Raw genomic sequence first — 18754 nt, 5'->3', positions numbered from 1 at the left:
CCCTGAGGGGTGGCCCAATGCCGGGAGGCAGACCTTGCAACTCCAGCAGCTCCGCTACTTCACCGCCGTCGCCGAACTCGGCAACTTCACCCGGGCCGCCGAGCGGCTGCACGTCGCACAGCCCTCGCTCTCCCAGCAGATCAAGGCGCTGGAGCGGGAGCTGGGCGCCGAACTGCTGCACCGCAGCCGCGGCGCCACCACCCCCACCGACGCGGGCGAGGCCCTGCTGCCGCTGGCCCGCCGCATCCTCGCCGACACCGACAGCGCCCGGCTCGCCGTCCAGGAGACGGTGCAGCTGCGCCGCGGCCGGGTCCGCCTCGGGGCGCCGCCGAGCCTGTGCGTCAGCCTGCTGCCGGACGTGCTCGGGGCCTTCCGGGCCCGCTTCCCCGGTGTCGACCTGCAGATCAGCGAGGGCGGCTCCGGCGACCTGGTCGCCGCCCTGGACGCCGGCGAACTCGACCTCGCCCTGATCGTCTCGCCCAGCCCCGGCGGCGCCCTGCCCGGCCTGGACGTCACCCCGCTGCTGCACGAGGACCTGGTCCTGGTCTCCGCCGAGCCGCTGCCCGAACAGGCCGTCCCGGTCGGGGAGTTGCGGGACCGCCCGCTGGTGATGTTCCGGACGGGCTACGCGCTGCGCGACGCCACCCTGGCGGCCTGCCGGGAGGCCGGGTTCGAGCCCCGGTTCGCCGTCGAGGGCGGCGAGATGGACGCCGTGCTCGGCTTCGTCCGGGCCGGCCTCGGCCCTGCCGTGGTGCCCGCCATGGTCGCAGCCCGCTCGGGCCTGCCGACCACCCGGTTCACCGGCGCCGGCCTGGGCCGGACGATCTCGCTCGCCCACGGCCGGGACATCCCGCTCGGCCGGGCCGCCGACCGGATGCGCGCCACCGTCGCCGAACGGCTGGCCGCACAGGCACGGCGCGGCAAACTGCCGGAGGGCACCCGGCTGCTCGCCGCGCCGTGACCGGCGGCCGTGGCGCTCAGCAGATCCGCGGCAGCTGCTCGCCGACCGGCAGGTCGATCACCCGGGTGCCGCCGAGCGCGGTCCGGGCCACCACCATGCCGGGGTGGTCGGTGACGCACTCGCCGATCACCGCCGCGCCCGCGCCGTACGGGTGCGCCCGCATCGTCTCCAGGACGGCGTCCGCGTGCTGCCGCGGCACGAAGGCGACGAGCTTGCCCTCGTTGGCGACGTACAGCGGGTCGAGGCCGAGGATCGCGCAGGCGTTGGCGACCTCCGGCGGCACCGGGATGCCCCGCTCCTGGACGACCACGCCGACCCCGGCGGCCGCCGCGATCTCGTTGAGCGAGGCGCCGAGGCCGCCGCGGGTGGGGTCGCGCAGCACGTGCAGGTCCGGCGTGACGGCCAGCATCGCCTGCACCAGCCCGCCGAGCGGGGCGCAGTCGCTCCGCACGTCGACGCCGAACTCCAGTCCCTCGCGGACGCTCATCACGGCGACGCCGTGCAGCCCGATCGGCCCGCTGACGATCACCACGTCGCCCGGCTCGGCGCGCTGCGGCCGCAGGTCCACCCCGGCCGGGATCAGCCCGATGCCCGCGGTGTTGAGGTAGATCCCGTCGCCGCGGCCGGCCTCGACGACCTTGGTGTCGCCGGTGGCCACCTCGACGCCGGCGGCCCGCGCGGCCGCGCCGAGCGCCTGCGCGACCCGGGCGACCTGCGCCGTCTCGACGCCCTCCTCCAGGATGAACCCGCAGGACAGGTAGGCGGCCGTGGCGCCGCTCATCGCCAGGTCGTTGACGGTGCCGTTGACGGCCAGGTCGCCGATGCTGCCGCCGGGGAAGAACAGCGGCCGCACCACGTACGAGTCGGTCGAGAAGGCGAGCCGCACCCCGCCGAGGGTGACCGCGGCGGAGTCGCCGAGCGCGGCGAGCACCGGGCCGCCGAAGGCGGGTGCGAAGACGTGCTCGACGAGTTCGGCGGAGAGCGCCCCGCCGCCGCCGTGCCCCATCACCACCCGCGGGTGGTCGCGGAGCGGCAGCGGGCAGCTCCAGTTGGAGAAGTCCGGCGTGGGGAGGGTGCCGGCGAGGGTGTCGGTGTCAGGCAACGGGGCTCGCCTCCAGCGGGGCGGCGGGTGCGGCGGGCGCACCCAGGCGGCGGTACAGGTAGTAGGCGGCGCAGGCGCCCTCGCTGGAGACCATGGTCGCGCCCAGCGGGTTGCGCGGCGTGCAGAGGGTGCCGAAGGCCTCGCACTCGTGCGGCTTGAGCAGGCCCTGCAGCACCTCGCCGGCCCGGCAGGCGGCCGGCTCGCAGGTGTTCACGTCCCCGACGTCGAAGCGGTGTTCGGCGTCGAACTCGCGGTAGCGGGACGAGAGCCGCCAGCCGCTCTGCGGGATGGTGCCGATCCCGCGCCAGGCACGGTCGGTGGTCTCGAAGACGTCGGCGAGCATCGCCTGTGCGGCCGGGTTGCCCTCGTCGCGCACCGCCCGCGGGTAGGCGTTGTCCACCGTGTGCTCGCCGCGCTCCAGCTGGCGCACGGTGCGGCGGATGCCCTCCAGGATGTCCAGCGGCTCGAAACCGGTGACCACGATCGGCACCCGGAACCGCTCGGCGAGCTCCGGGTACTCGGCGGTGCCCATCACCGAGCAGACGTGCCCGGCGGCGAGGAAGCCCTGGACCCGGCAGTCCGGCGACTGCATGATCGCCTCGATCGCCGGGGGCACCCGGACGTGCGAGACGAGCAGGCTGAAGTTGCGGATCCCGCGCTTCTTCGCCTGGTACACCGTCATGGCGTTGGGCGGGGCGGTGGTCTCGAAGCCGATGCCGAAGAACACCACCTGCTTGTCCGGGTTCTGCTCGGCGACCCGCAGCGCGTCCAGCGGGGAGTAGACCACCCGCACGTCGCCGCCCTCGCTGCGGACCCGGAACAGGTCCTTGCCCGTGCCCGGTACCCGCAGCATGTCGCCGAAGGAGCAGAAGACCACGTCCGGGCGGGAGGCGATCTCCAGCGCCTTGTCGATCACCTCCAGCGGGGTCACGCACACCGGACAGCCCGGCCCGTGGATCAACTCCACTCCCTCGGGCAGGAGTTGGTCGATGCCGTGCCGGATGATGGTGTGCGTCTGGCCGCCGCAGACCTCCATCAGCGCCCAGGGGCGGGTGACGGTGGCCCGGATGTCGTCGAGCAGCCGCCGGGCCAGCTCCGGGTTCTGGAACTCCTCCAGGTACTTCACTTGCTCTCCGCCTCCTTCGGGGCGCCCGCGGCCGCCTCCCACGGGTCGCCGAACTCCTCCTGCAGCAGCCCGAGTTCCTCGAACAGCTCAAGGGTCCGGCGGGCCGACTCCTCGTCCAGGCGCTGCAGCGCGAACCCGACGTGCACGATCGCGTACTCGCCGACCGCCAGGTCGGGCAGGTACTCCAGACACACGTCCTTCACCACGCCGCCGAAGTCCACGACGGCCATCCGGGTGCCGTCGCGCTCCTCGATCTCCATCACCCTGCCGGGCACCGCCAGGCACATCGGCTGCTCCTCGTTCGTCCTTCGGCGGGGGCGGGTGCGCCTCCGCCGTTCAGTTGCCGGTCCGGCCGGCCACCACGAGCTGGCCGAGGGCCAGACCGCCGTCGTTGGGCGGCACCAGCCGGTGCCGCAGTACGGTGAAACCGGCCGCCCGCAGCCGGCGCAGACACTCCTCGGTGAGCAGCGCGTTGCCGAACACCCCGCCGGTGAGCGCCGCTGTGCCGAGCCCGGTCCGCTCCCGTGCCGCCAGGCACCAGCGCTCGACCAGGGCGGCCACCGCGCCGTGGAAGCGCCGGGCGACCGCCGCGGCGGGCATGCCGGCCGCCAGGTCGGCCACCACCGCGGCCAGCACCGGTCCCGGCTCGGCCACCGAGACGCCGCCCTCGTCCCGCATCCCGAAGGCGTACGGCCCGCCGCAGTCCTCGGCCTCCAGCGCGGCGGCCTCCAACTCCACGGCGGCCTGGGCCTCGTAGCCGGCCCGGTGGCAGACGCCCGCGAGCGAGGAGACGGCGTCGAACAGCCGGCCCATGCTGGAGGTCGGCACGCAGTTCAGGCCGCGCGCCAACTGCTGCCGCAGCACCGCCAGTTCGTCCGCAGGGCAGGCCGCGGTGCAGGGCAGTCCGGGCGCCCACGGCAGGCCCGCCGCGTACAGGTGGGCGAGCGCCATCCGGTACGGGCGCTCCACCGCGGCGTCCCCGCCGGGCAGCGGCACGTGGCCGAGCCGGCCGAACCGGTCGAAGCCGTCGTAGTCGGCGAGCAGCACCTCGCCGCCCCAGACCGTGCCGTCCTCACCGTAGCCGGTGCCGTCGAAGGCGATGCCGATGACCCGCCCGGTGCCGTCCAGCCCGTGTTCGGCCATCGCCGAGGCCACGTGCGCGTGGTGGTGCTGCACGGTGCGGACCTCGCGCCCGCGGGCCTGCCGCCGGGCCCACTGCGCGGAGCGGTAGCGCGGGTGCCGGTCCGCCGCCAGCAGCTCCGGCCGGACCCCTGTGACGGCCGCCAACTGGGCGACGGCGCGGCCGAATCCGGCGAGGGTCGCCAGGTCGTCCATGTCGCCGACGTGCCCGGAGGGCCAGGCGGTGCGCCCCTCGGCCAGTGCGAAGGTGTTCTTGAGGTCCCCGCCGACGGCGAGCACCGGGCGGACGTCCACCGGCAGCGGCACCGGCAGCGGCGCGTACCCGCGGGAGCGGCGCACCGGCAGCACCTCGCCGTCCACCACCCGCACCACCGAGTCGTCGCAGGGCACGTGGATCGGCCGGTCGTGCGCCAGCCAGCCGTCCACCAGCGGGGCGAGGCGGTCCAGCGCCTCGGCGTCGTCGGTGACGATCGGCTCGCCGGAGAGGTTGCCGCTGGTCATCACCAGCACCCGCGGACCGTCCGGGTCGCCGGGCAGGCCGAGCAGCAGCCGGTGCACCGGGGTGTACGGCAGCATCACGCCGAGGTCGGGGCAGCGCGGGGCGACGCCCTCGGAGATCCCGGGGGCGCCGGGTCGGCGGCGAAGCAGCACGATCGGCCGGGCGGCGGACTCCAGGGCGGCCCGTTCGGCCGCGCCGACCCGCGCCAGCGCGGCCGCCTCGGCCGGCGAACCGGCCATCACCGCGAAGGGCTTGTCGCCGCGCCGCTTGCGCCGCCGCAGTTCGGCCACCGCGGCGGCACTGCCCGCGTCGCAGACCAGGTGGTAACCGCCGAGTCCCTTGACGGCGAGCACCTTGCCCTCGGCGAGCAGCCGCCGGGCGTCCTCCAGCGCCGCCGCTCCGCGCAGCCCGGCCCGCCCGGGCACGGTGAGCGACAGCTCGGGCCCGCAGGCGGGGCAGCAGATCGGCTGGGCGTGGAAGCGCCGGTCGGCCGGGTCGGTGTACTCGCGCCCGCAGTCCGCGCACATCGGGAATCCGGCCATGGTGGTGGCGGCACGGTCGTAGGGCAGCGCGGTGACGATGGTGAACCGTGGCCCGCAGTTGGTGCAGGTGATGAACGGGTGGCGGTGCCGCCGGTCGTCCGGGTCGGCGAGTTCGGCCAGGCAGTCGGCGCAGGTCGCGGTGTCCGGCGGGATCAGGGTCCGGCTGCCGCCGCCGCCCGTGGACGGCACGATGGCGAAGCCGTCCGCGCCGGTGGTCTCGATCGGCTCGTGCAGCACCGAGGCGACCCGGGCGAGCGGGGGTGCGTCGTCGGCGATCCGCCGGCAGAACGCCGCGACGGCGTCCGGCAGTCCCTCGACCTCGGCGAGCACGCCCTCGCCGGTGTTGGTGACGTGCCCGGCCAGCCGCAGCTCCGCGGCGAGCGCGTGCACGAAGGGGCGGAAGCCGACCCCCTGGACGATCCCGCCGACCCGGACCAGCCGCCGTTCGACGGCGGGCGCCTGCGGCGAGGCGGTCACGAGACGGCCGGCGGCAGCGCCGGTTCCCGGTGCGGGTGGGTGCCGCCGTGCCCGTGGTCGTGTCCCGGCCCGTGGTCGTGGCCGTACCCGTGGTCGTGCGCCCGGTCGGCACCGTGCGGAGCGGGCGGCGGGCCGTGGTGGTGCCCGGCGGACGGCACGCCCATCACCGGCCGGTGCACCGCGCCGCCCTCCAGCACCGCGGTGGCCCGGTCCAGCAGCAGCCCGACGCCCTGCCCGGTGCGCGCCGAGGTGAACAGCACCTCCACCCCCGGGTTCACCCGCTCGACGTGCGCGAGGAAGGCCGCCTCGTCGAAGTCCACCGCCTCGGCCAGGTCCGCCTTGGTCACCACCACCAGGTTCGCCAGCCCGAACGCCGTCGGGTACTTCAGCGGCTTGTCCTCGCCCTCGGTCACCGAGGCCAGCGCCACCCGCAGGCTCTCCCCGAGGTCGTACGAGGCCGGGCAGACCAGGTTGCCGACGTTCTCCACGAACAGCAGCCGGGTGTCCGCGGGCAGCCAGCCGTCCAGGTGGCGGGCGAGCATCGCCGCCTCCAGGTGGCAGAGCCCGTCGGTCAGCACCTGCTTCACCGGGGCGCCCGAACGGGCCAGGCGCAGCGCGTCGTTCTCGGTGGCGAGGTCCGCGGTGAGCGCGGCGACGGGCGTGCCGCGCCGCCCGGCGAGCAGCAGCTCGGCCTCCAGCAGGGCGGTCTTCCCGCTGCCGGGGCTGGAGAGCAGGTTCACCGCGACGGCGCCCCGGGCGGCGAGCGCCCCGCGCAGCTCCCGGGCGGCGTCCTCGTTGCGGGCCAGCACGGCCTGCTGGAGGTCGACAACTCGGCACATGGCGTCAGCCTTCCTGGTCGGCGTACGCCGGACGGTCCGCCCAGCGGACGCTGCGGATCTGCAGCTCCCGTCCGGTCAGCAGCTCGGTGGCCGCGCCGCTGCCGCAGCCGGGGCAGGTGAGTTCGGGCGGCATCCCGACCGCCCACCCGGTGCCGCAGGCGCCGCACCGGGCGTGCGCCGCCACCGGTTCGGTGATCAGCTCGGCGCCCTCCAGGACCGTGCCCGAGCAGGCGAGTTCGAAGCAGAAGTGCAGCGAGTCCGGCACCACGCCGGCGAGTTCGCCGACCTGCAGCAGCACCGACTCGACCCGGCCCGCGCCCTCGGGGGCGGCCTGCGCCACCTGGTCCACCACGGCCATGGCGATCGACATCTCGTGCATCGGCACCCCGCTCTGCGCCCGCCCGGAGGCGGTGACCGGACGGTCGGGGACCATTACAGGCCGCGGTCCCCGGACGCGGGGTGCGCCGCGCCGTGGGCGCGGCGCCCGCTACGCCATTCGCAGCACCGCCGCGCGGTCACATCTGCCGGATCTTCAGGTACCGCTTGAGGTCGGGCAGGCTCTGCACGAAGACCGCCACCGCGGCGGCGCTGAGGAGGACGATCAGGAACTTGCGCATGAGGGGGCCTCTCTGTCGGTGGTACCGCTTAGGTCGGACGCTGGGGCGGTGCCCGGATCGGCGGGTCCGCCGTCGAGCAGCCGGAGGATCACGGCGACGGCCTCGTCGACGGCCGCGGTGACCGGGGCGCTGAGCCCCATGCCCTCCTCGACCGTCTCCGGCTCGCAGCCGACCACGAACACCTGCCGAGGCGGGCTGCCGCCCGTGCCGGCGGCGAGCGTGGCGAGCAGCGAGAGCACCGCGTCCGGGCCCATCCGGTGGCCGTCCAGCGCCGGCGCCTGCGGCTCGATCGCCCCGGGCGCCGGCGCCTCCAGCAGGTACACCGTGCCGGGCGTGCCGCCGCGCTCGGTGGCGTCCACCAGGACGAGCGTGTCGTAGCCGTCGAGCAGCCGGTAGGCGAGGTGCACGCCGCGCACCCCGATGTCGGCCGCCTCGACGCCCTCCGGCAGCGGCCGCCCGGTCAGCCGGCGGACGGCCTCCACGCCGAAGCCGTCGTCGCCGAGGAAGACGTTGCCGACCCCGGCGACCAGGACCCGGGGCGCCGCCCCGCTGCCGTCCGTCACGTCTCCTCCAACGGGGCGAGTTCCTCCGCGGCGGCGAGCGCACCGTCCGCGGGGGCGAGTTCGTCGGGCTGGAAGTACAGGAAGCGGCCCTGGGCGCGCCACAGGTCGGCGCCCGGGTCGCCGTCGACGGTGACCGCGACGTGCACCGCCCCGTCGACGTCCTGCAGCACGGCCTCCACCAGGGCGGTGCGGCCCTGCAGGAAGAGGTCCTGGGCGTCGGTGCGGCGCCGGCCGGGCCGGAGCACCACCCGGTCGCCCGCGCCGAGCGCCCGGCCGTCGATCACCACCCGGTCGGTGGCCGGGTCCACCCCGGGGTCGCCGCCCGGGTCCCACCAGGGCGTGTCCGGCCGGACCCCGGGGACGTCGGCCCCGGCCGGCGGGCCGGCGGTCACCTCGCGCAGCGCCCGGACGGCGCCGTGCAGACGCTCCATCACCTCCGGCGGCAGCGAGTCCGCCAGGTCGACGGCGGCGCCGGCCCGCTCGTCCGTGCCGCGTGCCTCCCGCTTCTCCTGCTCGGTCAGCGCGGAGGTGCGCAGCGCGAGGATCTCGTCGATCTCGGTGCCGTCGTACAGCGCACCCGGGCTCTCGGGGGCCACCTGCGGGTGGTCCTCCAGGATGATCGGTGAGGAGAGCACCACGTCGGCGCGGCCGTCGTCGCCGGCCAGCACCGGCCAGGTGCGCAGGTTGCGGCACTCGGCGACGGCGCCCTTCGCCCACTCCGGCGGGTCGGTCATCGAGACGAAGGAGCCGCTGTCCAGGCCGAGCAGCACGTGCGCGGAGACGAGCGAGTGCGCCAGCGCCTCTTCGCGGCCGTCACCGGGGCCGGCCGTCCACGCGGTGGTGTTCTCCACCACGGCGCGCAGCCGGTACGCCGCGTAGGGGCCGGGCAGCGGCTGCAGCCTGACCCGCAGCACCCCGTCGACCTGGGCGCAGCGGCGGACGGTGCGGCCGACCGTCCGCTCGCCGTCGCGGACGGACTCGATCTCGGTGCGGGCCGGGCAGTGCACGGGCAGCAGGACCTCGCCGGCGAGCAGCTCGTCGACGGTGGCCGACATCGTGACGCGCTCCTCGGCGCCCTCGTCCCAGGCGGTGAGCACCCGGTCGGAGAGCTCCAGCGCCCCGGTGTCCTCGTGGCCGCCGTCCTCGCGCAGCCGCTGCACGGTGCGGCGCTGCACGCGCAGGAAGCGCAGTTCGGCCGTCAGGGTGGCGCCGCGGCGCGGCTCCACGAGCAGTTCGGTGTGCTGGTCCGGGTGCTCGCCGGCCCCCTCGCCGTAGCCCGGCGGCACCAGCACGCCGAACTGCCAGCGCAGCCGGTTCTTGGCGGAGGACGCCCGGTACGGGTAGAGCACGTAGCCCTCGAACAGCACGGCGTCGGCGATCTGCCGGGCGCCGGCGAACCGCTCGGCGGCGGGACGGACGGCGGTCATCGCGCACCCTCCCGGGCCATCGCGGGCCCCTGGAAGGGCTCCTGCACGGGTTCCCGGGCCGCGGACGGCCCCTCGGCGGCCGCCAGCAGGGCGCGCACGGTGGCCTCCCAGGACGGCAGCCCGTGCCGGGAGCGGTACGCGAGCAGCTCGTCCATGGCGTCCCGGGGCAGTCGCAGCCAGCCGCAGCCGGGGAAGTGCTGCTCCATCATCTCCCGCCACACCCGCACCGGGAGCTTCACCCGGGTCTCCTTGTGCCAGGGCACGGGCTGCACCCCGAAGCCGTTCTCGCCGGTGAAGACCGTGCCGGAGAACAGCACCAGCAGCGGCACGTCGCCGTCCTCCAGGGAGGCGAGGTAGCGGGTCGCGGCGATGTCCAGGTCGTAGGTGCACGGCACCGGCAGTTCCACGTCGGTGCTGCCGGTGAAGCCCGGCACCAGCAGCGGGACCTGCGCGAACTGGACGGGGTTGAGGCTGGTGCCCCAGCGGGACCGCTCGCCGAACAGGTCGCCGAGCCGCTCGGCCTCGCCGTCGTCGTAGCCGCGCCGGGCCGGCTCGATGCGCAGCTGGCAGCGGAGCGCCAGGGCGTGCACCCGGGCTCCGCCGGAGCCGATCCGCAGCCGGAAGAGCAGGGTCGGCCCGGCGGCGTACCGGTCGCCCTGCACCCCGGTGCAGTCGAAGGTCAGGTCACAGGTCACGGGGTGTCCTCGGTCAGGGGCCGGGCGAGGCCGGCGAGGCGGTCGAAGAAGCCCTCCAGCTCGGCGCGGGCGGTCGGACCGCCGTCGAAGCCCTGCCAGTGCAGCCGCATCCGCCCGACCAGCTCGTAGCAGGCGTCGACCGGCACCAGGTGGCAGGTCGTCACGCCGTCCGCGCGGCGCAGCAGCAGCGCCTCGACGTCCGGCTCCAGCAGCGCGGCGAGCCGGGTGCGGTCGAGCACGGCCTGCCAGGTGCTCGGGTCGAGCTCGCTCTCGGCGGGGCCGGCCGGGCTGGGGTAGAGCGCGATCAGCCGGTCCAGCGCGGCGTTGCGGAGGAAGAAGACGGTGGAGACCGGGATCTGCAGCGCCTCCCAGTCCGCGTCGTCGACGCCGTGCGCCGGGTCGACCAGGTAGCGGCGGGGCACGCTGCGGTAGCGGCCGCCGGCCGCCCCCGGGCGGTCGAAGAGCATCGCGCAGGCCGGGCAGGCGCAGGCCAGTTCGCGCTGCGCGGTGTCGGCGAGGTGCCGGTGCTCGGGGGCCAGGGCGGCGCCGCAGAAGGCGCAGCGCTCCGGGCGGGGCGCCGCGGGTGTGCGCAGCCGGCGCAGTACCGCGGCGCCCGCGCCCGGGGCGTCGGTCGGGGACGTGGTCATCCGGCGTCCGCCCCCACCGGCGGCCGGCGGCCGATCTGCAGCAGCGCGGGCTGCGGCGGCGCCTTCTCCAGCCGGATGTCCGTCACCTCGGGCGCGTAGCAGGCGAACGCGGACTCCAGGTCCCGCCGCAGCGCGTCCTCGCCGCCGCAGCCGCAGCCTCCGGGGGCGGTGCGCAGCCGCACCGACCCGGCCTCCGCCGCGTAGCCGATCAGCTCGGCCGGACGGCCCGGCAGCGAGCCGATCGCCCGCCGGATCCGCTGCTGGACGGTCTCCGGGTGGAGGTCGTGCAGCACCAGCAGCCCGGAGACCACCTGGTCGTCGAGCAGGGCGGCGGGCAGCGGGGCCGTTCCGTCCGCACCGAGCAGTGCGACGATCCGCGCGAGCCCCTCGCCGTAGAAGGCCATCAGCTCGCGGACGAGGTCCTCGGCCGCGGTGACGGCGGGCCCGTCCGCCTCGCCGGCCAGCCGGTCCAGGACCTCCTGGACCCGCCGGCCGGCCGTCTCCGCGGTCATCAGGCCAGTCCGCTCAGGCCGGTGGGGACGTGCATCTTCTGCACCGTGCGGCCGTCGCCGACGTACATGTGCACGCCGCAGGGCAGGCACGGGTCGAAGCTGCGCACGGCCCGCATGATGTCGATGCCCTTGAAGTTCTCCGGGGAGTTCTCCTCGAAGATCGGCGTGTTCTGCACCGCGTCCTCGTACGGGCCGGGGGTGCCGTAGCTGTCGCGGACGCTGGCGTTCCACGGGGTCGGCGGGTACGGGTGGTAGTTGGCGATCTTGCCGTCGCGGATCACCATGTGGTGCGAGAGGACGCCGCGGACGGCCTCGGTGAAGCCGCAGCCGATCGACTCGTCCGGCACCTCGAACTTCTCCCAGGTCTGGGTGCGTCCGGCGCGGACCTCCGCCAGCGCCTTCTCGGCGAAGTGCAGGGCGCAGGCGGCGGCGTAGGCCTGGAAGTACGTGCGGGCGCGGTTGCGCTCCAGCGCGTTGGACCACTGCGGGATCTTCCACTCGAAGGTGGTCTCCGGCTTGGTCATGGTCTTCGGCAGGTTGATGACCACGCTGTGGCCGGTGGCCTTCACGTAGCCGATGTCGACCAGGCCGGAGAGGGCGGTGGACCACAGGCGGGCGATCGGGCCGCCGCCGGTGTCCAGCGCGAGGTGGTCCTTGCCGTCGAACCAGCGCGGCGACATCACCCAGCTGTACTTGTCGTCGAAGTTCCGCTTCTGCGGCTGGGGGATGGTGTGCTGGTTCCACGGGTGCCGCGGGTCGACCGGGTTGCCGAGCGGGTCGTGGGTGACGAAGAGCTCCTGACCCTCCCAGTCCTGGTAGTAGGAGCTGCCGAGCAGGATCCGGATGCCCAGGTTGATCTGGGTGAGGTCGTTGGTGACGAGCTTCCCGTCGACCACGACGCCCGGGGTGACGAACATCCGCCGGCCCCAGTCCGTCATGTTGCGGTACGTGAAGTCGCAGTGGTCGGGGTCGTTGAGGCTGCCCCAGCAGCCGAGCAGGATGCGGCGGCGGCCGACCTCCTCGTAGCCGGGCAGGGCCTCGTAGAAGAAGTCGAACAGGTCGTCGTGGAGCGGGACGACGCGCTTCATGAACTCCACGTAGCGCATCAGCCGGCTGAGGTAGTCGGTGAACAGCTGCACGCTGGCGACCGTGCCGACGCCGCCCGGGTAGAGCGTGGAGGGGTGCACGTGGCGGCCCTCCATCAGGCAGAACATCTCCCGGGTGTAGCGGCTGACCTGCAGCGCCTCGCGGTAGAACTCGCCCTCGATGGGGTTGAGCGAGCGCATGATGTCGGCGATCGTCCGGTAGCCGTGCTCGGCGGCGTGCGGTGCCGCCGTCCGCTCGGCGCGCTCCAGCACGCCCGGGTTGGTCTCGCGGACCATCTTCTCGCAGTAGTCGACCCCGACCAGGTTCTCCTGGAAGATGTTGTGGTCGAACATGTACTCGGCGGCCTCGCCGAGGTTGATGATCCACTCGCCAAGGTGCGGGGGCTTCACCCCGTACGCCATGTTCTGTGCGTAGACCGAACAGGTGGCGTGGTTGTCGCCGCAGATGCCGCAGATCCGGCTGGTGATGAAGTGTGCGTCGCGCGGGTCCTTGCCGCGCATGAAGACGCTGTAGCCGCGGAAGACCGACGAGGTGCTGTAACACTCCGCGACCTTCTTCTGCTTGAAATCGATCTTCGTGTGGATGCCCAGGCTGCCCACGATCCGGGTGATCGGGTCCCAGGACATCTCCATCAGGCCGTCGCCGGTCGGCTTCGCTGTCGTCGCCATCGGGAGTGTGTGCCCTTCGTCGTTGCGTCGGGGGGACAGGGGCGGACGCCGCGCGCCCACGGCACGCGGCGTCCGGGGTCGGTCACCAGGGGGTGCGGTAACCGGTGGTCAGCTTGCGGCCGGTGCGCCGCCACTTGGGCTCCTTGTCCACCGTCTTCGCGGTGATGGAGCGCAGGCGGCGGATCGCGGCCCCGTAGGCCTCGCTGGCGGTGGCGGAGATCCGGGCACCCGGGGGCTCGTCCATGAAGGGCATGAACTTGTCCGGGAAGCCGGGCATGGTACAGGCGATGCAGACACCGCCCACGTTCGGACAGCCGCCGACGCCGTTGATCCAGCCGCGCTTGGGCACGTTGCATTTGACGACCGGGCCCCAGCAGCCGAGCTTCACCAGGCACTCCGGCTCGCCGTACGCCTCCGCGAACTGGCCCTGCTCGTAGTAGCCGCCGCGGTCGCAGCCCTCGTGGACGGTCGCGCCGAACAGCCAGGTCGGCCGCAGCTTGTCGTCCAGCGGGATCATCGGCGCCGCGCCGGTCAGCTGGTAGAGCAGGTACGTCAGCGTCTCGGAGAAGTTGTCCGGCTGGATCGGGCAGCCCGGCACGCAGACGACCGGCAGGCCGGCCTTGGACGTCCAGTCCCAGCCCAGATAGTCGGGCACGCCCATGGCGCCGGTCGGGTTGCCCGCCATGGCGTGGATTCCGCCGTACGTGGCGCAGGTGCCGATCGCGACCACGGCGGTGGCCTTGGGGGCGAGCCGGTCGAGCCATTCGCTGGTGGTGATCGGCTGGCCGGTCGCCGGGTCGTCGCCGAAGCCGCACCAGTAGCCCTCGGGCTTGATGGACTCGTTCGGGATCGATCCCTCGACCACCAGGACGAACGGCTCCAGCTCGCCGCGTTCGGCCTTGAAGAACCACTCGACGAAGTTGTCCGCACCCTGCACCGGGCCGCACTCGAAGTCGATCAGCGGCCAGTGCACCGCGACCTCGGGCAGGCCCGGCAGGGCGCCGGTGACGATCTCCTCGATGCTGGGCTGCATCGCGGCGGTCAGGGACACGGAGTCGCCGTCACAGCTCAGACCGGCGTTGATCCAGAGGATGTGCACCGGCGGCTGTTTGCCCTCCGGTGCCGTGCCCCGGCCGGCGGCCTGGGCGTCGGTAGCCGTAGCACCCATGTGGATGCCTCCTAGAAACGGGGATGAGACCGGACAAAACGGACTCAACGCTCTTCATAGCAGCGTCCGCACTCCACCGCCCGGGCGAACGGCCGAAGGGGTCGCTCGAACGGGCTCAGTCCGTAGGGGGCGCCGGCCCCTTGTGCCGCCGTACCGCCCGGCATACGGTGTGTTCCACCCCGTCGAACAGAGCGTTTGACGGGGAGTCGGACACACCTGCCGAACCGGGGGCCCCATGACCGATCGGACGACCGGTACCGCCGCGGAGGCCGACGCCCGCGCCCTCGGTGCCCGCATCCGCGGCTACCGGGAGGCGCGCGCCCTGTCGCTGCGCGCCCTCGGCGAGGCCGCCGGTGCCAGCCCCGGCTTCCTCAGCCAGGTCGAGCGCGGCCTCGCCGGCGCCAGCATCGGCATGCTCCGCAGGATCGCCGACGCCCTCGGCCTCACCATGGCCGACTTCTTCGACCACTCCGTCCCCGCCGGGCCGCGGGTCGTCCGCCGCGAGCGCCGACCCGCGCTGCCCACCGCCCCCGGCACCCGCAAGTACCTCGTCTCCCAGCGGCCGCTCGCTCATCTGGAGGTGTACGCGGGGGAGTTCGACCCCGGCGCGTCCACCGGTGAGGAGGCCTACACGCACGGCGACTCCCAGGAGATCCTGCTCGTCCTCGCCGGCACGGTGACCGTCGAACTCGACGGCCACCCGTACACCCTCGGCGTCGGCGACAGCCTCGACTACCGCACCGCCACCCCGCACCGGGTCGCCAACCACGCGGACGTCCCCGCCGAAGTGCTCTGGATCGTCAGCCCGCCCACACCGGACTGACGGCACCCCACCCCCGACCCCTCCCGCCGGACCGACCCCCCAGGCAGTGACCATGAGCCCCTCGCCCGCCGGCCCCGCCCGCACCAACGGCCACGTCTCCCACTGGTACGCCGCGGACGGCCTGCCCGCGCAGCGGCCCGCCCTCGACGGAGACCTCGACGTCGACGTCGCCCTCGTCGGTGGCGGCTACACCGCCCTCTGGACGGCCCACTACCTCAAGAAGGCCGAGCCCGCGCTGCGGATCGCCGTGCTGGAGAAGGAGTTCGCCGGCTTCGGCGCCTCCGGGCGCAACGGCGGCTGGCTCACCGCCGCCCTGCCCGGACAGTTCCGCCGCTACGCCGCCGCGCACGGCCGGCCCGCCGCCCTCGCCATGCAGCGGGCCATGTTCGCCACGGTCGACGAGGTGGCCGCGGTCGCCGCCGAGGAGGGCATCGAGGCCGACATCCGCAAGGACGGCGAACTGCACGTCGCCGTCGGCGCCGTCCAGGAGCAGCGGATGCTCGCCCACCTGCCCGACCTGCGCGAGGAGGGCTGGGGCGAGGAGGACATGGTCCGGCTCGGCCCTGGTGAACTCGCCGACCGCGTCCGGGTCGCCGGCGCCCGCGGCGCCCTGTGGACCCCGCACTGCGCCCGGATCCACCCGGCCAAGCTGGTGCGCGGCCTCGCCGACGCCGTCGAGCGGCGCGGCGTCGCCCTGTACGAGGGCACCGAGGTGCTCGACATCCGGCCCGGCGCGGCCGTCTGCCGCGGCGGGACGGTCCGCGCCCGGCACGTCGTCCGCGCCACCGAAGGCTTCACCGCCGGGCTGCGCGGCCAGCGCCGCACCTGGGTCCCGATGAACAGCAGCATGATCGTCACCGCCCCGCTCGACCGGGCGGTGTGGGACGCGATCGGCTGGCAGGGCGCGGAGGTGCTCGGAGACGGCGCCCACGCCTACTGCTACGCGCAGCGCACCGCCGACGGCCGGATCGCGATCGGCGGCCGCGGGGTGCCGTACCGCTTCGGCTCGCACGTCGACAGCCGCGGCGAGACGCACGCCTCGACGCAGCGCCAGCTCGCCGAGCTGCTCGGGCGGTTGTTCCCCGCGGCGGCGGGCACGCCGATCGACCACGCCTGGTCGGGCGTGCTCGGCGTGCCCCGCGACTGGTGCGCCACCGTCCAGTACGACCCGGCGACCGGGCTCGGCGCGGCCGGCGGCTACGTCGGCCACGGCGTCGCCACCGCCAACCTCGCCGGCCGGACGCTGTGCGACCTCGTCCTCGGGCGGGACACCGAGCTCACCCGGCTGCCCTGGGTCGGCCGGAAGGTCCGCGGCTGGGAGCCCGAACCGCTGCGCTGGTTCGGCATCCGCGGCCTGTACGTCGCCTACCGCGCCGCCGACCGCCGGGAGTCCGGCGGCCTCGGCCGTACCTCCCTGATCGCCCGCGCCGCGGACCTGCTCAGCGGCCGCTGAGCCGCTGCCGGCCCGGGCCGGTCAGCCCGCCGCGGGCGACCAGAGCGGCTTCAGCTGGGCGATCCAGGTGTCCTTGACGGTGAATCCGACGTGCCCGTACAGGCCGAGCGCACCCGTCGGCGAGTCCGCGTCGACGCCGAGCGAGGCCGTGGCGAACCCCGCCTCGCGGGCCTCTGTCATGGCCTGCACCAGCAGTGCCGAGGCGATGCCGCGCTTGCGGCCGGCCCGGCGGGTGCCGACCAGCGAGACGTACAGGTCGCGCCGGCCGGTCGCCCCGGTGTGCGCCTCGTACTCCTCGCCGAGGAGGATGCCGAGGGCCTCGCCGCCGCCGGCCGCGTCCTCCGCCACGTCGTAGGCGACGAAGCTCAGACCGGGGCGGAAGGCCGGGCCGGACGTCATGTGCGCCCAGCCCTCCTCGGTCTGCTCCGTCGAGCCCCAGTGGTCGCGGAAGGCCTCGTTGCGGACCAGCCGGGCGTCCTCGGAGCGCTCGGCGGTGAAGCCGCGCACCTCGATCCCGTCCGGGGCCGGGAGGTCCGGCAGCGGCGCGAGCAGGTCCCGCGTCATCCCGTGGAACCAGCGGGCGGCCGTGTAGCCCAGCGCCGCGTACAGCTCGCCCGCCGGGGTGTTCCGCGCCAGGCTGGAGCTGTAGAGCGTCAGCGGCCGCTCCGGGTAGCGCTCCAGGTGCAGCGGCAGCGCCGCCTCCTCGGCCCAGGCCAGCAGCGCCGCCCCGACGCCGCGCCCGCGGTACGCCGGGTGGACGCCGCCCAGGTAGTACATCTCGTGCACCGGGTCGGCCTCGGTGCGCGCCTTGAGGTAGCCGTAGCCGATCATCGTCGGGCCGTCGTAGAAGGCGACGGAACCCCGGGCGAAGTCGCAGTACGGGTCGGCGAGGTACTCCCGGAGGTCGTCCACGCCGTGGTGCTCGTCCTCCCGGTCCTCGGCTTCGACGGCGGCCAGCAGCTCCAGCCAGGCGTCGAACTGTTCGGCCCCGATCGGCCGCCGGTCGAAAGGTACGTCAGTGCCCATACCGCGGGAGTCTGGCGCCCCCGCCGGGGCCTGGCAAAGGATTTACCGGTCGGGCCGGGGCTCCGCGCGGGGCGCCACCCCGTCGCCGTTCGATTCCGCCGAGCCGGGACGGGACGCCAGCTCGTACAGCGCGTCGGTGGTCTCCGGGTGCTGGATCTCGTCGAGGAGGTGGTCCTGCTCCGGGTCGCCCGAGTAGCGGATCGTGGCGACCGGGTCGCTCGCCGCGTCCGCCGCGTCCCTGGGCGTTTGTGCGTTCACCGCGGTCTCCTTCCGGTGACGTCCGGGGTGCCCACCCGACCAGTCTAGGTGCGCATCGCCGCCCGGCGACGGACCGGCGCGGCGGCCCGCGGCGGCCCGCGGCGGCCCACGACGGCCCACGACGGCCCGCGGCGGCCCGCGGCCGTGCTGTCGGAAGGGTGTGCGAGAGTCTGCGCATGCTCGAGATCGTGGTGAAGACGGAGAACGCGGAACGGCACGTCAGGGTGCCCGCCGGGGAACTGGCCGGGCTGGTCCGGCGGATCGGCGCCGAGGACGACCGGTACCTGGTGGTGCAGCGGATACCCGACCTGCCCGACGTGTACACCCAGGTCTGGCACAGGACCGGTGGCGACTACCAGCTGGAGCACCGCGACGGCGGCTCGGACCGCCACTTCCAGGCGATGGTCGACGGCCCCGAGGCCGTCATCGCCGCGATGACCGGCTGGGCCCGGCAGGAGTCCGGCTGGGACACCGGCCCGGCGTGGACGCTGCTGGACATGGGCCCCGACCCCGAGGTACCGCCGCTCGACCTCGACGAGGAGGAGCGCGAGGAGCTGGAGTCCTGCGTCCGTGCCGAACTGCTCCGCGGCTACACCACCCGGGCGCGGCTGGCCGAGACCGCCGAGTACCACCTGGTCAGCGGGGACCGCCGGCCCGTCTCCCGCGTACAGGCGCAGGCGCTGGCCGACCGGATGTGGCGGGAGCGGGTCGCCGAACAGGCCGCCTGGCAGGGCGAGACCCAGCCCGAGCAGCTCACCCGGGCCTTCGCCGCGCTGGAGGAGTCCGGCATCACCGCCCGCGAGAACTTCACCTGCTGCCGCAGCTGCGGCCAGTCCGAGATCGGCGCGGAGGGCGGCCCCGACGCCCGCGGCTTCGTCTACTTCCACACGCAGTGCACCGATTCCGCGGCCGCCGGGCACGGCCTGATGCTGCTCTACGGCGGCTTCGACGGCTCGACCGGGACGACCGCGGCGATCGGCCACGAGGTGGTGGCCGCCCTGGAGGCCGTCGGGCTGCCCGCCCAGTGGGACGGCGACCCCGACCGCGCGATCTCCGTCACCCCGCTCGACTGGCGCCGCCGCCTGGTCGGGTAGGACAGGCCTT

The 18754-nt window shown here is 74.6% G+C and carries 20 protein-coding genes; 4 read left to right on the top strand and 16 right to left on the bottom strand.

The genetic code is table 11. The features are described 5' to 3' along the window. The first annotated feature begins 34 nt into the window (after positions 1-34). Positions 35-961 (top strand): LysR family transcriptional regulator, encoded by a 927-nt coding sequence (locus tag IE98_RS0133465; RefSeq protein WP_030275540.1) that lies wholly within the window; start codon positions 35-37, stop codon positions 959-961. Positions 962-977: 16 nt separating this feature from the next. On the opposite strand, the gene hypE is transcribed toward IE98_RS0133465, so the two are convergent. From hypE to IE98_RS0133390, 14 genes are all read right to left on the bottom strand, one after another. Further along, a complete protein-coding gene (gene hypE, locus IE98_RS0133460) occupies positions 978-2063 on the bottom strand; it encodes a hydrogenase expression/formation protein HypE (protein ID WP_030275539.1) in 1086 nt (361 codons plus the stop codon). Continuing rightward, positions 2056-3189, bottom strand: coding sequence for a hydrogenase formation protein HypD (gene hypD, locus IE98_RS0133455; protein ID WP_030275538.1), 1134 nt, complete (start codon positions 3187-3189; stop codon positions 2056-2058). The genes hypE and hypD overlap by 8 nt, the downstream gene beginning before the upstream one ends. Next, positions 3186-3476 (bottom strand): HypC/HybG/HupF family hydrogenase formation chaperone, encoded by a 291-nt coding sequence (locus tag IE98_RS0133450; RefSeq protein ID WP_030275537.1) that lies wholly within the window; start codon positions 3474-3476, stop codon positions 3186-3188. The genes hypD and IE98_RS0133450 overlap by 4 nt, the downstream gene beginning before the upstream one ends. 49 nt (positions 3477-3525) lie before the next feature. Beyond that, complete coding sequence (gene hypF, locus IE98_RS0133445; RefSeq protein ID WP_030275536.1) at positions 3526-5847, bottom strand: carbamoyltransferase HypF; 2322 nt, start codon at positions 5845-5847, stop codon at positions 3526-3528. Next, entirely contained in the window at positions 5844-6686 is an 843-nt protein-coding gene (hypB, locus tag IE98_RS0133440) for a hydrogenase nickel incorporation protein HypB (protein ID WP_030275535.1), read from the bottom strand. The genes hypF and hypB overlap by 4 nt, the downstream gene beginning before the upstream one ends. Positions 6687-6690: 4 nt before the next feature. Continuing rightward, positions 6691-7065 carry a hydrogenase maturation nickel metallochaperone HypA gene (locus tag IE98_RS0133435; RefSeq protein WP_030275534.1) on the bottom strand — a complete coding sequence of 125 codons (375 nt, stop codon included), beginning with the start codon at positions 7063-7065 and terminating at the stop codon, positions 6691-6693. Positions 7066-7201: 136 nt separating this feature from the next. Continuing rightward, the gene (locus IE98_RS52690; RefSeq protein WP_420706243.1) at positions 7202-7303 is read right to left on the bottom strand and encodes a DUF6893 family small protein; all 102 of its coding nucleotides are present in this window, start codon (positions 7301-7303) and stop codon (positions 7202-7204) included. Further along, complete coding sequence (locus IE98_RS0133425) at positions 7288-7866, bottom strand: hydrogenase maturation protease (protein ID WP_030275533.1); 579 nt, start codon at positions 7864-7866, stop codon at positions 7288-7290. The genes IE98_RS52690 and IE98_RS0133425 overlap by 16 nt, the downstream gene beginning before the upstream one ends. Continuing rightward, positions 7863-9293: a hypothetical protein gene (locus IE98_RS0133420; protein WP_052391324.1), complete on the bottom strand. Its 1431-nt coding sequence runs from the start codon at positions 9291-9293 to the stop codon at positions 7863-7865. The genes IE98_RS0133425 and IE98_RS0133420 overlap by 4 nt, the downstream gene beginning before the upstream one ends. After that, positions 9290-9988: a DUF6084 family protein gene (locus IE98_RS0133415; protein ID WP_030275531.1), complete on the bottom strand. Its 699-nt coding sequence runs from the start codon at positions 9986-9988 to the stop codon at positions 9290-9292. The genes IE98_RS0133420 and IE98_RS0133415 overlap by 4 nt, the downstream gene beginning before the upstream one ends. Then, positions 9985-10635: a DUF5947 family protein gene (locus IE98_RS0133410; RefSeq protein WP_030275530.1), complete on the bottom strand. Its 651-nt coding sequence runs from the start codon at positions 10633-10635 to the stop codon at positions 9985-9987. The genes IE98_RS0133415 and IE98_RS0133410 overlap by 4 nt, the downstream gene beginning before the upstream one ends. Continuing rightward, positions 10632-11147 (bottom strand): hypothetical protein, encoded by a 516-nt coding sequence (locus IE98_RS0133405; protein WP_030275529.1) that lies wholly within the window; start codon positions 11145-11147, stop codon positions 10632-10634. Before IE98_RS0133405 ends, IE98_RS0133410 begins: the two co-directional genes overlap by 4 nt. After that, on the bottom strand, positions 11147-12922 hold the full coding sequence (locus tag IE98_RS0133400) for a nickel-dependent hydrogenase large subunit (RefSeq protein WP_030275528.1): 1776 nt from the start codon (positions 12920-12922) through the stop codon (positions 11147-11149). The genes IE98_RS0133405 and IE98_RS0133400 overlap by 1 nt, the downstream gene beginning before the upstream one ends. A gap of 82 nt (positions 12923-13004) precedes the next feature. After that, complete coding sequence (locus IE98_RS0133390; RefSeq protein WP_030275526.1) at positions 13005-14090, bottom strand: hydrogenase expression protein HypE; 1086 nt, start codon at positions 14088-14090, stop codon at positions 13005-13007. Between the two features lie 235 nt (positions 14091-14325). On the opposite strand from IE98_RS0133390, the gene IE98_RS0133385 reads away from it, so the two are divergent. Both IE98_RS0133385 and IE98_RS0133380 read left to right on the top strand, forming a co-directional pair. Next, positions 14326-14913, top strand: a complete 588-nt coding sequence (locus tag IE98_RS0133385; protein WP_030275525.1) for a helix-turn-helix domain-containing protein — start codon at positions 14326-14328, stop codon at positions 14911-14913. Between the two features lie 52 nt (positions 14914-14965). Then, positions 14966-16366 (top strand): NAD(P)/FAD-dependent oxidoreductase, encoded by a 1401-nt coding sequence (locus tag IE98_RS0133380; protein ID WP_030275523.1) that lies wholly within the window; start codon positions 14966-14968, stop codon positions 16364-16366. Between the two features lie 21 nt (positions 16367-16387). Here the strand turns inward: IE98_RS0133380 and IE98_RS0133375 are convergent, their stop codons facing one another. Together IE98_RS0133375 and IE98_RS0133370 are read right to left on the bottom strand one after the other, a co-directional pair. Beyond that, positions 16388-17392 (bottom strand): GNAT family N-acetyltransferase, encoded by a 1005-nt coding sequence (locus tag IE98_RS0133375; RefSeq protein WP_052391323.1) that lies wholly within the window; start codon positions 17390-17392, stop codon positions 16388-16390. A gap of 42 nt (positions 17393-17434) precedes the next feature. Next, complete coding sequence (locus IE98_RS0133370) at positions 17435-17650, bottom strand: hypothetical protein (protein WP_030275521.1); 216 nt, start codon at positions 17648-17650, stop codon at positions 17435-17437. 176 nt (positions 17651-17826) lie between these two features. Here IE98_RS0133370 and IE98_RS0133365 point away from each other — a divergent pair, with 176 nt between their 5' ends. Next, positions 17827-18744 (top strand): DUF6891 domain-containing protein, encoded by a 918-nt coding sequence (locus IE98_RS0133365; RefSeq protein WP_030275520.1) that lies wholly within the window; start codon positions 17827-17829, stop codon positions 18742-18744. Positions 18745-18754 lie beyond the last annotated feature (10 nt).

Source organism: Streptomyces sp. NRRL B-24484, from assembly GCF_000717715.1.
GTDB lineage: Bacteria > Actinomycetota > Actinomycetes > Streptomycetales > Streptomycetaceae > Kitasatospora.
The sequence above is the reverse complement of the archived record's forward strand: the minus strand, read 5'-3'. Positions and strand labels throughout refer to the sequence as shown.